We start from the raw sequence: 12,910 nt of genomic DNA, 5'->3' as shown, positions 1-12,910 counted from the left end.
AGTGGCCAACATCTCTAGGGAGCTCATTGTGCTGAGCACGATCTACCTGAACTTCGATGGCGTCCTTCACCCACGCAGTGTGACCATGGGCGAAGGAAAACTGCCCCGGCTATCTCACGCCGGCAACCACAAACTCTTCGAGCATTGCGGCCTCCTTGCCTCGCTGCTCGCCTCGCATCCAGATACCGAAATCGTTCTCCACACCTGGTGGGTCGCTTCGGTCGGCTACATAACTTCGCTGCGCCAACTTCCGTTAGAACTTCAATCTTACATCGCTGGCGCGACGATTCCAGGCTCGCGTCATTTCAGATTCCGCAAGAATGTTCCACGCCGCGACTGGCTGCGACGCGACCTCGGATGGCGCCATCCGGCGCTCCCGATCCTCATCGACAGCGAGCCTACGCAGGCGCTTCCCGAGTTCGGAACGCGGTCGTTCGTCTTCCCTCACACGAACGGCATCGCCGACCCAAAATCGGTACACACACTAACTGCGCTCATTGAGTGCCTTGCAGACGCCCAACAGAGACGATCTCCATGACGCATCTTTTCGCATCGCGTTCAGTAGCAAAAGATTAATCGCGTTTAATACCTATTATACACTTCCAGTGGAGTGTCATTGAGTTGTTCAAGACCGCCTCAAACTTCTGTCGCCTCCCTGCCGCACGCGCCCCCGCCCCGACAGCGTCCTCCGTGAAATTTCGTCTAATTTTCGCAATATTTTTCTATCGAAATTCACATGAAAAAAACCTTGAATTTCTTCGAAGACGAGATCGACCTGTACGTAAATGACGATGTCTTCCTGGACGGGCGCGAAAGACATCGCCGACACGCTGTCGAGCCTGCGTATGGAAGCCGCGGGGCGGCGATCAATAAGGGCTGCGATCTGCTGCGCAAGTGTCTCCCCGCAGGCGCCCCATTCAGGCTCTTCATGACATCACGAGGATCCACAAAAGTACCTATAAACAAGGGGTTTTCGTCGTTGATGGTCGCATCGCATCCGGTGGCTGACGATGCCCCGTCAAGCGATTCTCCAATGGTCTTGGCCTCGCGAGGACAGATCATCACGACAAGCATCGAACAACGACACAACCCCTACTGGATCATCATTGAGGACATCAACGAACCGATCAGCAGAGCACTCCAACATCGAGCCATTTTTTTCTGCGATGACGACAACCTTTTGGATGCGGCCTTTCGGAATTATTTGAAAGACTCACTGGAGCGTCTGAGCCATCTTTTTCACAGTTCCCAGGTTCGCGCCACGGGCTAGCAGAAATTGCTCGGGGATCTTTGCAAAATTCGCAATGAGAGGGTCGCTCGCGATATAGCAACTCGAGCAAGAATTGACAAGCATTCGCGGCGGGAATTTCTTGACCGAAAACTATTGCCAATTCTTTTTTCGCGCGTATATCATGCACGCCGTACCGCGACGTGGGCTGCTATGGCAGCGATGAATGCGACGAGCCCCTGCAATGCGACGGCAGGGAGGACGTAGACAGGAATCAGCGGAGTGGTGCACAGAATTTAGGTCGCACTTTTGCTTGGCACCTGCCGGGGGGCACGGGTCTGAGATTGACCCGTGCGTAAACGGAATAAGGGCCAAGCAAAAGTGCGACCTAATGCTTGGCCCTTGAGACGCATCTGTGAATGCGCCGCGTTGGGACGCGCGCGTATACTCTCAGGTGCGACTCTGGGCGTCAAGGTAAACGTTCGCCTTTAGGCGGGCCTTTGCTCACTTTTTTGACACTTGAGAGTATCATGCATCACATTATTGTGGATTTTCGTCCACATTTTCTCGCCTACCCTCAAAAACGCCCCCTCGGTACATGCCGTTTCCGCGGCTGCACCGTGTCGGCGCGTGGCCAGTTGCCTGTTCGGCGCCATCCCGACATTCGCCCCTAACGGCATCACGTTCGGACGCGGACTCCCGTAGTCCGTCGCCTGTGCTCGCCCGCTTTCCGGCCTTCGCGCACTAGCGCCGGCCGCTAACTCGCTCGTCTATTTTCAATGCATTTCCGGATGCAGGGACGCGCTCACTCTTCTTTCAGAAAATGAAGACGACTTTCATCGATAACTACGACTTTGACTGCCTCATCGAAGAATTGAATCTGGCTGCGGCAACCATGCTTGCCGAGCAAGCTGAAGAGGTCATTCGTCAGCGCTGCACTTTCGCGTCTCGGGCCAGAGCTCGACATCAGACCGCGCATCATCACCGAACCCCGTCCGTTCCAACTCGGCGAGGCCTCTCGCTCAAGAGTTCCCAGGGCCTCACTGCAATCCTTCACAACCTCGGTCGCGATATCGCAATGCACTGAGGGATCGCTGCGCGCCACCGAGCTCGATCGGTTGGCGCGCGAATTTGTGCCACCCATTCAACGTCAGCGTCGTCGACCCATCGCATCTCGCTTCGAAGCGATTGACGGTTGGCGTGTGAACAGGCTGCGCACGTGAGTTGAAGACACGTCCAACTTCCAACTTAAGAGGACACACCATGGCAAGACTTACTGCTGCAGAGCTCGAGTCGAGGTTCGAGCAACAGGGCACCCCCAGAGCCGGCCGAGACTACATCCGCCAGGCGCGAAAGTTTGGCCCTTCTCGCACACCTAGCTCCCGCAAGGGCAATGTCGTGTCGAAGTACATGAGTCGCAAAATGGCTCAACGCATCTCGACCGAAAGTCTTTACGCGGAACAAGGTGCGGTACTTCGCTACGATTACGACATGGAAACCCAGGAGTTCTACGTCCAGCCGCCCTCGCGGGTCATCGACTTGGTGGTTCAGCCAAAGGGAACCCGACGAGACGGTTCTCCACGGAAGCCATACAAATCGCCTGCCCGCTATACCCCGGACATCCTGCGAATCACTGAGAACAGGTTCCTGCTGGAAGAATGGAAGACCCGCGAGAACATGGACGAACTCGTTCGTCTCTTTCCATATCGCTACGAGAAGACAGAGAACGGGTACCGATGCCCGGAGCGCGAAGAGTACTTCGCGAAGATGGGTATCGATTACTCGATTCACACTGCTGAAGAGAACCCGCCACAACTCATTCAGAACATCGAGTTCCTGGCCGACTATCGCGAAGTCGACGCGCCCGCGCTGGACCCAACGGCGTGGAGGCTCATGCAGGAAATTCTCGCGCGTCATCACACATTGTCTTTGGCTGACCTTCTTCCTGGTGCGACACCCACCGAAGAAGAAGGCGATGACCAGTACGTTAAGCCAGTGGAGTTTGCAGGCCCTCGGCTTACGGCCGATCACGCCTACAAGGCCATTGCAGACGGACTCGTCTTCGTGGATCTGTTGCATGATGACCTCTCCAATCATCACGACACCATCATCTGCGAGACACAAGCGCATCTCGAAATGGTGCAAGCGAGTCGCCCCGTCTCCCACGTTGTCGAAGAATATCTGGATACAAATCTCGAGGTCGGCGCCGAACTTCGGCACGGCGACGAGATCCTCGTTGTCGAACTGCTGAACGGCCAAAATTGCATCCTCCGTGACGGGAAAGGACGGCACCAGCCGTGGCAGGTCGATGATCTGGCCAGGGCTGTTGAAGGCGGTACGATTCAGCTTGTCTCGAAGCGAGCACTGGGTGAAGTGGATTGGTCTTCGGTAGCTGTCCCTACGGAAGCCCAGCTCATTGAAGCGCGCAAACGCCTCAATCTCGTCCGTGCATCCTTCCTCGGTCCCGTCACAACGCCCCTTTCGAACCGAACACTCTCTCGCTATCGCCGCGCCGTGCGCGATGCTGGCCCATCCGAGCATCAACAGCTTCTCGCACTCGTGAGCAAGAAGCATCTGCGTGGCTGCAAGAAATCCAAGCTGGGCGATGAGACGATTCACATCATCGCGGAGATGGCGAATGCCGACAACAATCCCACCGATCGCCTCACAGCGGACGCTTACCGCGAGTACAGGGTGACATGCCACCAGCGCAGCATCAAGGCTTGCTCGCGCCAGAGTTTTGCCAAGGAATACAACCGACGGAAGTCCGTAGAACACCGACGCGGCTCTCGTGCCGCGTATCAGGAGACACCGGCCGTCGACTATCTCAAGCGAGAAACGAAGATCAACGGCGTCCGTCCGTTTCAGATGGTCCACTTCGATCACACGAAGTTGATGCTCCGGGTGCCCATCCGGCTTCACAACGGGAAGATCCGCAAAATTCGGCCGTGGCTTTCGCTTGCAATTGACGCTGAAACGCGTGTGGTGGTTGGCTTTTACCTCAGCGTGCATGCGCCGAGTATCGTGAGTTGCATGATGTTGTGTAGGGACATTGTCCATCGCCACGGCCGAATGCCCTCGCTCGTTGTGGTGGACAACGGAAAGGAGTTCCACTCATGGGCCTTTGACCAACTTCTCATCGCCACGCGAACTGGCATTCGATACCGTCCGCCCCATAAGGCTAGGTTCGGCGCGGTTTGTGAACGCCTCTTTGGGACCACCGACAAGATGCTGATCCACAATCTTGCCGGCAATACCAAGGCCACGCTTCAAGTGCGGAGGGTCACCAAGCAGGTCAATCCGATCAACGCTGATGCGCCTACGTTGCCTCAACTGCACGGCTTGTTGGACTATTTCTTCTTCGAGATCTACGCCAACCAGGTTCACCCTGCAATTCAAGAGGCACCACGCTCCTACATGGAGCGCCGACTCACCGAGACCGGTTGGCGGCTCAATCGTCGGGTCACTTATGACTCGCAATTTTGCGTGCTTACGTGCGTTCCGCCGGTTAAGGATCGCACCCGGATCGTGGATCGTTTGCGTGGCGTGAAGATTGGGCACTTGCACTATTGGTGTCCCGATTTTGCCAGCCCCAAGCACCACAAGAAGTCTGTAGAAGTGAAGCTGGATCCGTGGAACGCCGGTGTGGCGTTTGCGAATGTTGATGGCGAATGGAAGCGATGCATCTGCCATCTTTTTGCCGCGACCAAACGTATGAGCCGAATCGAGTTGCGATACATGATGGATTCGATGCGCATCTCGCTGCGACGGATTGGACGCGACGTGACGGCGGCCGACATCGAACGGTTGATTGTCTTCAGAAAGCTGCCTCGCAACGCCAGCGTCGCGGAAAAGGATGACTTCGATATCGAGGACGTCTACGAGATGCGGGGCATGGGCTCGACTGTTCGAACGGTTCCGCCGGCGAAGGCCAAGAGCAGCAAGCCCAAGCCCATGCCTGCCTACGTACCCCCAGTCGCGCGTCCGGCCCCTAAGCTCGGCCCGAACGATCTGTATCCCATGCAGTAACGCCGGCGCACTACGCACAGAAGCACCGTCCCCACCTGCAATAGCGCAGGTGGCACTTTCTTCCATGTCTAGCCAGGCAAATCGCCTGGCAGCAATCAGCAGAGACGATGATGGCCAAGCTCACAAAAGCCGAAGCGATCGCTGGCAATGTTCAGATCAAAATCAAGTACATGCGTCAGCAACGCGCCATTCACCCACAGCTTCAGGAAGCAATCACAAACGTCACTCGCCTTCTCACACCCGGCACCGGTATCTCGATCACCGTCGTAGTGGGACCGACTGGCGTGGGCAAGACTACGCTGGCACGCTGCATGATGGAGCATTCCTTGCAGCAGTTTTCAGCCGACTTACGTGACGACCCAAGCTGCGTGCCCTCGGCTTACGTCGAGGTCCCACCATCGGAGAAGGAAGGTGGCGTTGACTGGAATCTCTTTCATCGGCGATGTGGGATTGCAATGCATGACGCGCTACCGGAGGAGCGCATCGCGCCAGAGAACTCGACGTACAACGGCGGCGATATGCCGAATTACAAGCCGGGCCTGCGAGCGGCGTTCGAGCGGGCGATCGTCAATCGCAAGCTTCGACACCTGATTCTTGACGAGTGCGGGCACTTTGTAGACTCGGCGGCGGACGCAAAGGTCTACGGGAACGTGCTCAAGTCTCTGGCCAATGCTGGGGGAATGAATGTTCTCATGCTGGGAGCGTACGGAGCAGAGAGGATCATCGAAACGACCGCACAACTGGCCAGGCGCGTGAACGTTGTGCACTTTCGGCGCTTCGATTCGTTTGAGAACTACTGCATTTACCTCAACACGCTGGCCCATGCGTTGCCGCTTGCAAAGGCGCCTGACCTCATGCGTCACGCTGCGACTCTCTATGAAGGATGCTGTCGGCTTGGCGGCCTAACCGCCGATACGATCACTCAAGCCGTTGTGGAGGCTTCACTGAAGGAGACGAACCCTGGCACATGGAGTGACGAGTATCTCTGGCATGCCATGCCATCCGACGCAAAGCGCAACACGATCATCGAAGACATCATCCTAGGCGAAGAACACATGAAGCCATTCGAGCACTGGACGTCTCAGCCGCAGTACGCTGCGAGCGAAGAAGCCATTCGAGCGCGACTGAAGGCCGCGGGTAAGCTCGAGGACGAAGACGAACAGGAAGGCATTGATGCGGAGGGAGCGACAGCATGACGGTTAGTAATGAAATCTGCGTCGAACTCAGCACGGTGTCGCATTGGCCAGACGAACTTCCGCCTCGCTCTTTGCTAAGTGCAATCCCGATCATGGGATCGTGCGGACAGACCCTGGAGGATCTGGTGAGTTTCTTTATGCGTGTCAGCGACGCACATCATTTGCCTCCTGGCACTCTTGCGTGGCGAATGGTGATTCCGCATGTCCTGCGCAAACGGGGGGTCGAGCGCTCTCGCGTGATGGATACTTGGAACCACCCGGCAAACCGTGGGCGCGGGAGACAAGCAAGAGATTGGTGCGATGCCCTTAGTGAACTCACGCTCCAGCCCAATCTGGAGTTGCTGACGCTGTTGCCGGTCGCCCATCTGCTGCCGGAGTCGAAGTTGCTTGCACAGTCGCAACGGTTCTGCCCGCACTGCTACAAGGCGAATGTGGAGCAGCGGCGCCCTGTGTACAACCGCCTCCTGTGGAGCATCGATGTTGTTCGCGCATGCCCTACTCACGGTGTTCGGCTGCCCGAAAATTGTCCGTACTGCAAATTGCACGGCGAACCTTCGAAGCCGTATGGGCGATATGTGCCTGGCGTCTGCCCAAAATGCGCCTACGACCTTAGCAACACGCCGACATGCGAAGCCGAGGCTAATGAAATCGATGCGGCACGACGAGTCGGCGAATTCCTCGACAACGCGCGATGGGTAAAAGGTGCCCAGGTGAATGGCGAGGGCGTTAAAGACTTTCTCCATCAGATGACCCGCAAAGTGGCCAATGGACGGTATTCGAAGCTCGCCGGAATGCTTGGCTCGACAAAGAACAACATGCACGGGTGGTTCCATGGACATGTAGTTCCGTCCTTCCCTGCGGTCGTGCGGATGGCGCAAGCGTTTGATTGTTTGATTTCCGACGTGCTTTTAAACAATGACATCGTGCCTCGGTACAAGCCTCAGCTAACGAAGGCGCCTCTTCAGCTCCATGCTCCGCGCTGCAGGAACGGAAAGCTGAACTGGAGCGCCGTTGAAAAGAAGATCGACGAAGTCCAAAGCCAGCAGTTGACTCTGATGGAGGTGGCCCAGGCAGCAGGGGTGAACCAAAAGTACATCCGGCGCCATTCCCCCGACAGAGCTAGGGAAGTCGTGCAGGCATCGCGAAATCGCAAACGTCATGAGTCGGCCCATCGCGCCAGGGGCCGAATTGAGGCGTACTGTCGCGCGCATCAGGAAATCGTCGCCCGAGGAGAGTCGCCGACTCGTCGACGAGTCCTTGCCGATCTGGAGAAGTGCGGGGTCCGCCTTGGTTGGAGCGAAGTGCAGGAAGCCTACTGGCGCGCGCGAGGCGTCGAAGCCGGTGCGAAGGCGGAAAACTAGGAGCTGAGCGCCCTCGGTGATTCTTTTGGGTCACCTGGCGTAAGGAGATCCTGTCTTTTCCGCCAGTTTTTGCCTACCGCCACAGGGGAAAAGTGCTGGAATCCCTTGTCAGGATTGGCGCGCCCGGCTGGGATCGAACCAGCAACCCCTGCCTTCGGAGGGCAGTACTCTATCCATTGAGCTACGGGCGCGCAGAGCAGGTGGCGAAGACGACAGCCTTCGCCGGAAAGGCGCATAGCATACCCTGTTTGTCCTCACGCGTCCAATACGGGCGCGACCGCCAATTTGAGCCAGGTCACGCAGCCGTCGCTTTCGCCGCTGCCTGTAGGGCTTTGCCGCTATAATCGCAAGCTATTTGTGCAAGGACGGGACCGCTTCGCATCACTTGGTGCGCAGCAGTAGTCGCGGCGGCGCCAGCAGGAGGAGCAATGGCCCACCGCTGACGCAACCGTGGCGCGAATGGTGGCGCCAGAAGAAGAGGCCGAACCGATCAGAACTGAACGCGTGCGGCCAGACAGCCAGACAGGTTTCCTGCAAAAAACGAGAGTTCAGCACATGAGCGACGTCCAACAATCACACGACGAACACGAGTCTCCCATCAAGACGCCCAAGCAGCTGATCGCGGTAGTCATCGCCGCGTTCCTGGTGCCGATCCTGGTCATCATCCTGCTGGTCAACTTCGTCGGCCACGGCTCCAAGGAAGGCGCCGGCGCCACGGATACCGCAGAAGCCGTCGCCGACCGCATCAAGCCCATCGCCTCGCTCGAACTGAAGGACGTCAACGCGCCGCGCGTCTACAAGACCGGCGAACAGGTCTACAAGGAAGTCTGCTCGGCTTGCCACGCCACCGGCGCGGCAGGCGCACCCAAGTACGGTAACGCCGGCGACTGGGCCCCGCGCATCGGCCAGGGCTTCGACGGCCTGCTCAACTCGGTGATGCACGGCAAGGGCGCGATGCAGGCGCGCGCCGGCACCACCCCCGACGACTATAGCGACTACGAACTGGGCCGCGCCGTGGTCTACATGGCCGACGCTGGCGGCGCCAAGTTCCCCGAGCCCGCCGCCCCGGCCGCGGCAGGTGCCACCGCAGCGGCTTCTGCGCCGGCAGGCGAGGCTCCGGCCGCCGTTGCCGCCGCACCTGCAGCTGCACCCGCTGCCGCTGCCGCAGCGGCCCCGGCAGTCGCTTCGGCCGACACCGGCAAGAAGGTCTATGAGCAGGTCTGCGCTGCTTGCCACGCAGCCGGCGTGGCCGGTGCGCCGAAGTTCGGCGACAAGGCCGCCTGGGCGCCGCGCCTGAAGGAAGGCATGGACGTCGTCCACAACTATGCGCTGAAGGGCAAGGGCGTGATGCCGCCCAAGGGTGGCTACGCCGGCGCGGACAGCGACGTGCTCGCCGCGGCCGACTACATGGCCGCCGCCGCCAAGTAAGGCCGGCGTCTTCCCCCAAGCAAAAAGCCCGCGGCATGCCGCGGGCTTTTTTGTGTCCGGTGACCGGAGCCAGCCCGGGCGCCGGGCTGCCGATACTGGCTACACCACGCGCGAGTAACGCACCAGCGGTGCGACCACAGCCTCGTCGGCGGCCACGCGCGGGCGTGCGGCATCGGCCCGCAGGTAGGCGTCGAACACCATGGCCACGCGGCGCACCAGCAGGCGCCCGAGCGGGGTCACCTCGACTCTGCCGGGAGTGTGCACCACCAGGCCATCGGCTGCGAGCCGGTCCAGGTCGGCCAGTTCCGCGGCGAAGACAGCCTCGAAATCGATGCCATGGGACGCGCCCAGCGCAGCGGTGTCGAGCACGCCGTTGCACATCAGCGCGCCGATGATCTCGCGGCGCAGGTGGTCATCGGCAGACATCTGGAAACCGCGCATCACGGGCAGGTGGCCTGCATCCAGCGCGGCGTAGTAGTCATCCAGCGTGCGTGCGTTCTGCACGTAGCGGCCTGCCACCGCGCCGATCGCCGACACGCCCAGGCCGATCTGGTCGTAGCCGGCATGGGTCGAATAGCCCTGGAAGTTGCGCTGCAGCTTGCCCTCGCGCTGGGCCACGGCCAGGTCGTCGTCGGGCAGCGCGAAGTGGTCCATGCCGATGTAGACGTAGCCGGCCGCGGTCAGCTTCTCGATGGTGGCGACCAGGATTTCCAGCTTCTCGCCCGGCGCCGGCAGCGTGGCTTCGTCGATGCGCCGCTGCGGCTTGAATACATGGGGCAGGTGCGCGTAGCTGTAGACCGAGAGGCGTTCCGGACGCATCTCCAGCACGCGCTCGATGGTGACGGCGAAGCGCTGCGCATTCTGGTGTGGCAGGCCATAGATCAGGTCCATGCTGATGGAGCGCATGCCCAGCCGGCGTGCCGCATCCACCACCATGCGCGTCTGCTCCACCGACTGCTCGCGATGGATCGCTCGCTGCACCTCGGGGTCGAAGTCCTGCACGCCCAGGCTGATACGGTTGAAGCCAAGTTCGGCCAGCAGCGCCATGCGCGCGTCGTCGACGACGCGCGGGTCGATCTCGATCGAATGCTCGCCGTGCGCGGGCAGGTCGAAGTGCGTGTGCAGCGTGTTCATCACGCTGCGCATCTCGGTCTCATCGAGGAAGGTCGGTGTGCCGCCGCCCCAGTGCGACTGCAGGACCTGCCGGCGCGCGCCCAGCCCTTCGGCCACGCGCGCGGTCTCGCGCGCCAGGTAGCGCACGTAGCGTGCGCTGCGCCCGTGGTCGCGCGTGATGATCTTGTTGCAGCCGCAGTAGTAGCAGATGTTCTCGCAGAACGGCACGTGCACGTAGAGCGAGAGCGGCGCATCCGGCGCGGCGCCGCTGTGGGCGAGCGCCGCGAGGTAGTCGGCTTCGCCGACGCCGGCATGGAAGCGGTCGGCGGTGGGATAGGAGGTGTAGCGCGGACCGTTGCCGTCAATGCGGCCGGCCAGTGCGCGGAAATCGGCCAGCGCGCGGCGGTCGACCGCGCGCGGTGCGTAAGGGGTAGGACAGGACATGGGGGCGCCCTCTGCGGACGGATTCTTGACGGCCCATGCTAGCTCCCGCGCGGCGCTAGCAGATTGACGGCGGTCAAGCCTGCATGGATTGCGCGCCCGCCGGGCGGCGCATCAGACTCTCGGCAACACCATGCGCACGCGCAGTCCGCCTTCGGTGCGATTGGCCAGCGCCAGCTCGCCGCCATGGCGCGCCACGATGTCGGCAGCGATGGACAGGCCCATGCCGACGCCGCCGGTGGCCCGGCTGCGCGAGGACTCCACGCGGTAGAAGGGCTCGAGCACGCGCGGCAGTTCCTCGTGCGGAATGCCGGGACCGTCATCGCACACGTCGATCACCACGCGCTCCGTCTCGTCGTTCAGGAGGATCCGGGCGGCGCCGCCGTAGCGGTGCGCGTTCTCGATCAGGTTGACCACCGCGCGGCGCAGTTCCGCCGGATACGCCAGCAGCGGCGCGGCCTGTCCCTCCAGCGCGACGTCCTGGCCGAGTTCGGCCGCGTCGTCGACGATGGCATGCAGCAGCGCGAGCACGTCGACGCGCTGGCGCGGCCCGCCGCTGTCGCGGTCGCGCAGGTAGTACAGGGTGGAGTCGATCAGGCCGTTCATCTCGGCCAGGTCCTGGCGCAGGCGATAGCGTACGTCGCGGTCCTCCACGCGCTCGATGCGCAGGCTCATCCGCGTCAGCGGCGTGCGCAGGTCGTGCGAAACCGCGGCCAGGAAGCGCGACTGCTGGCCCATCTGCGTGCGGATGCGCTGCTGCATGTGATTGAAGGCCACCGCTGCCGCGCGCGCCTCGACCGGCCCGGTGCCCTCATCGAGCTGGGGGGCGTTGACGTCCTGGGCGAGGCGGCCAGCGCCGCTGGCCAGCTGCTGTATCGGCCGCGCCAGCAGGCGCGCGCCCACCCACGAGGCGGCCACGATGGCCGCCAGTTGCAGCAGCAGGCCCAGTCGCGGCGGCCACAGCCCATGCAGGCGGCGCCCGTGGGGTGGCGGGGGTGGCGGGGGCATGCCCGCGGCGAAGAGATCGCCAGGCGGCGGCAAGCGGCCGGCTTCCATGCCTGGCGCGAAACCCGGACCTGCGGGCTGCGCGTGGCGCGCGTCCGCAGCGGTGGTGCTGTGTTCACGGTGCTCGAAGCCGGGGCGCGGAAAGATGCTCTCGATGACAGTCAGGCCGAGCAGGTGCACGGCCAGCATGATCGAGGCCATCACCAGGAACAGGCGCACGAACATGGTGTCGTAGCGCGCCAGCAGACTGCGAAGCGGCACGGCGTCAGCCTTCCACGGTGGCTGTGAAGACGTAGCCTTCGCCGCGCACGGTGCGGATCAGCACGGGGTCGCGCGGATCGTCGCGCAGCTTCTGGCGCAGGCGGGAGACGAGCAGATCGATGCTGCGATCGAACACGTCCAGGTCGCGTCCGCGCGCCTGGTTGATCAGCAGCTCCCGGTCCAGCACGCGGTGCGGATGCTCGATGAAGGTGAGCAGCAGGCGGAATTCCGCATTGGACAGCGGCACCACCGTGTCTTCGCCATCGACCAGCTGGCGCAGCGTGGTGTTGAGCCGCCAGTTGCCGAAGCGCACGTCGTGGCCTGCGGCCGCGGCGGACCGGCGCTGACCGCCCTGGCTGCGTCGCAGCACGGTATGGATGCGCGCCACCAGTTCGCGCATCTCGAAGGGCTTGGTCACGTAGTCGTCGGCACCGACCTCCAGCCCGACCACGCGGTCCGCCAGTTCGGCGCGCGCGGTCAGCATGATCACGGGCGTGTCGCCGTTCTCGCGGATCTCGCGGCACAGTGCAAGACCGTTCTCGCCGGGCAGCGACAGGTCGAGGATGACCAGGTCATAGGTCTTGGCGGCCATCGCCGCGCGCATGGCCGCACCGCCCTCGGCGCCGTCGGCCGCCATGCCGAAGGTCGACAGGTAGTCGGCCAGCATCGTGCGGATCTGGGTGTCGTCGTCGACGACGAGCAATTGAAGCGGAGCGGTGGCGGAGGGTTCCATTCTCATTTCAGCAAGGCGGCATGCGCCGCAGGCGCTCACTGTAGCAGCACAGCATACTCCGGCTTTGGCCGCTTTGTATCGACGCTGATACAGAGTGGCGCCCGCAGGCCGGTGG

Annotated in this window: 10 protein-coding genes and 1 tRNA gene; 6 read left to right on the top strand and 5 right to left on the bottom strand. The window is 61.6% G+C overall.

Features of this window, described 5'->3' with window-relative positions; translation table 11 throughout:
- Window positions 1-28: 28 nt before the first annotated feature.
- Together AC1Z3O_RS19515 and AC1Z3O_RS19510 are read left to right on the top strand one after the other, a co-directional pair.
- Window positions 29-538, top strand: coding sequence for an HAD domain-containing protein (locus tag AC1Z3O_RS19515; RefSeq protein ID WP_483517344.1), 510 nt, complete (start codon window positions 29-31; stop codon window positions 536-538).
- Window positions 539-736: 198 nt separating this feature from the next.
- The gene (locus AC1Z3O_RS19510) at window positions 737-1,270 is read left to right on the top strand and encodes a hypothetical protein (protein ID WP_483517343.1); all 534 of its coding nucleotides are present in this window, start codon (window positions 737-739) and stop codon (window positions 1,268-1,270) included.
- Between the two features lie 763 nt (window positions 1,271-2,033).
- On the opposite strand, the gene AC1Z3O_RS19505 is transcribed toward AC1Z3O_RS19510, so the two are convergent.
- Entirely contained in the window at window positions 2,034-2,372 is a 339-nt protein-coding gene (locus tag AC1Z3O_RS19505; RefSeq protein ID WP_483517342.1) for a hypothetical protein, read from the bottom strand.
- Between the two features lie 278 nt (window positions 2,373-2,650).
- On the opposite strand from AC1Z3O_RS19505, the gene AC1Z3O_RS19500 reads away from it, so the two are divergent.
- The 3 genes from AC1Z3O_RS19500 to AC1Z3O_RS19490 all read left to right on the top strand — a co-directional run bounded on the left by AC1Z3O_RS19500 (window position 2,651) and on the right by AC1Z3O_RS19490 (window position 7,814).
- Window positions 2,651-5,257, top strand: coding sequence for a hypothetical protein (locus AC1Z3O_RS19500; RefSeq protein ID WP_483517341.1), 2,607 nt, complete (start codon window positions 2,651-2,653; stop codon window positions 5,255-5,257).
- Window positions 5,258-5,364: 107 nt separating this feature from the next.
- On the top strand, window positions 5,365-6,453 hold the full coding sequence (locus tag AC1Z3O_RS19495; protein ID WP_483517340.1) for a TniB family NTP-binding protein: 1,089 nt from the start codon (window positions 5,365-5,367) through the stop codon (window positions 6,451-6,453).
- Window positions 6,450-7,814, top strand: a complete 1,365-nt coding sequence (locus AC1Z3O_RS19490) for a TniQ family protein (protein ID WP_483517339.1) — start codon at window positions 6,450-6,452, stop codon at window positions 7,812-7,814. Before AC1Z3O_RS19495 ends, AC1Z3O_RS19490 begins: the two co-directional genes overlap by 4 nt.
- 115 nt (window positions 7,815-7,929) lie before the next feature.
- Here AC1Z3O_RS19490 and AC1Z3O_RS19485 read toward each other — a convergent pair.
- Window positions 7,930-8,005: transfer RNA gene (locus tag AC1Z3O_RS19485), tRNA-Arg, on the bottom strand.
- Between the two features lie 364 nt (window positions 8,006-8,369).
- Here AC1Z3O_RS19485 and AC1Z3O_RS19480 point away from each other — a divergent pair.
- Window positions 8,370-9,242 carry a c-type cytochrome gene (locus AC1Z3O_RS19480; RefSeq protein WP_483517338.1) on the top strand — a complete coding sequence of 291 codons (873 nt, stop codon included), beginning with the start codon at window positions 8,370-8,372 and terminating at the stop codon, window positions 9,240-9,242.
- Between the two features lie 99 nt (window positions 9,243-9,341).
- On the opposite strand, the gene hemN is transcribed toward AC1Z3O_RS19480, so the two are convergent.
- The 3 genes from hemN to AC1Z3O_RS19465 form a co-directional block, all read right to left on the bottom strand.
- Window positions 9,342-10,799 carry an oxygen-independent coproporphyrinogen III oxidase gene (gene hemN / locus AC1Z3O_RS19475; protein WP_483517337.1) on the bottom strand — a complete coding sequence of 486 codons (1,458 nt, stop codon included), beginning with the start codon at window positions 10,797-10,799 and terminating at the stop codon, window positions 9,342-9,344.
- Window positions 10,800-10,910: 111 nt separating this feature from the next.
- Complete coding sequence (locus AC1Z3O_RS19470; protein WP_483517665.1) at window positions 10,911-12,026, bottom strand: ATP-binding protein; 1,116 nt, start codon at window positions 12,024-12,026, stop codon at window positions 10,911-10,913.
- 40 nt (window positions 12,027-12,066) lie between these two features.
- On the bottom strand, window positions 12,067-12,795 hold the full coding sequence (locus AC1Z3O_RS19465; protein ID WP_483517336.1) for a response regulator: 729 nt from the start codon (window positions 12,793-12,795) through the stop codon (window positions 12,067-12,069).
- Between the last annotated feature and the right edge of the window lie 115 nt (window positions 12,796-12,910).

The sequence above is a fragment of the Cupriavidus sp. 09_S30 genome, assembly GCF_056930435.1.
Note: the sequence above shows the minus strand (reverse complement) of the source record. Positions and strands in the feature narration are given on the sequence as shown.

Bases quoted from the DNA above. Each gene is read 5' to 3' on its own strand.
- AC1Z3O_RS19495 (WP_483517340.1), top strand. From the start codon at position 5,365: ATGATGGCCAAGCTCACAAAAGCCGAAGCGATCGCTGGCAATGTTCAG.
- AC1Z3O_RS19505 (WP_483517342.1), bottom strand. From the start codon at position 2,372: ATGGGTGGCACAAATTCGCGCGCCAACCGATCGAGCTCGGTGGCGCGC.
- AC1Z3O_RS19510 (WP_483517343.1), top strand. From the start codon at position 737: ATGAAAAAAACCTTGAATTTCTTCGAAGACGAGATCGACCTGTACGTA.
- hemN (WP_483517337.1), bottom strand. From the start codon at position 10,799: ATGTCCTGTCCTACCCCTTACGCACCGCGCGCGGTCGACCGCCGCGCG.
- AC1Z3O_RS19470 (WP_483517665.1), bottom strand. From the start codon at position 12,026: ATGTTCGTGCGCCTGTTCCTGGTGATGGCCTCGATCATGCTGGCCGTG.
- AC1Z3O_RS19500 (WP_483517341.1), top strand. From the start codon at position 2,651: ATGGCTCAACGCATCTCGACCGAAAGTCTTTACGCGGAACAAGGTGCG.
- AC1Z3O_RS19465 (WP_483517336.1), bottom strand. From the start codon at position 12,795: ATGGAACCCTCCGCCACCGCTCCGCTTCAATTGCTCGTCGTCGACGAC.
- AC1Z3O_RS19480 (WP_483517338.1), top strand. From the start codon at position 8,370: ATGAGCGACGTCCAACAATCACACGACGAACACGAGTCTCCCATCAAG.
- AC1Z3O_RS19490 (WP_483517339.1), top strand. From the start codon at position 6,450: ATGACGGTTAGTAATGAAATCTGCGTCGAACTCAGCACGGTGTCGCAT.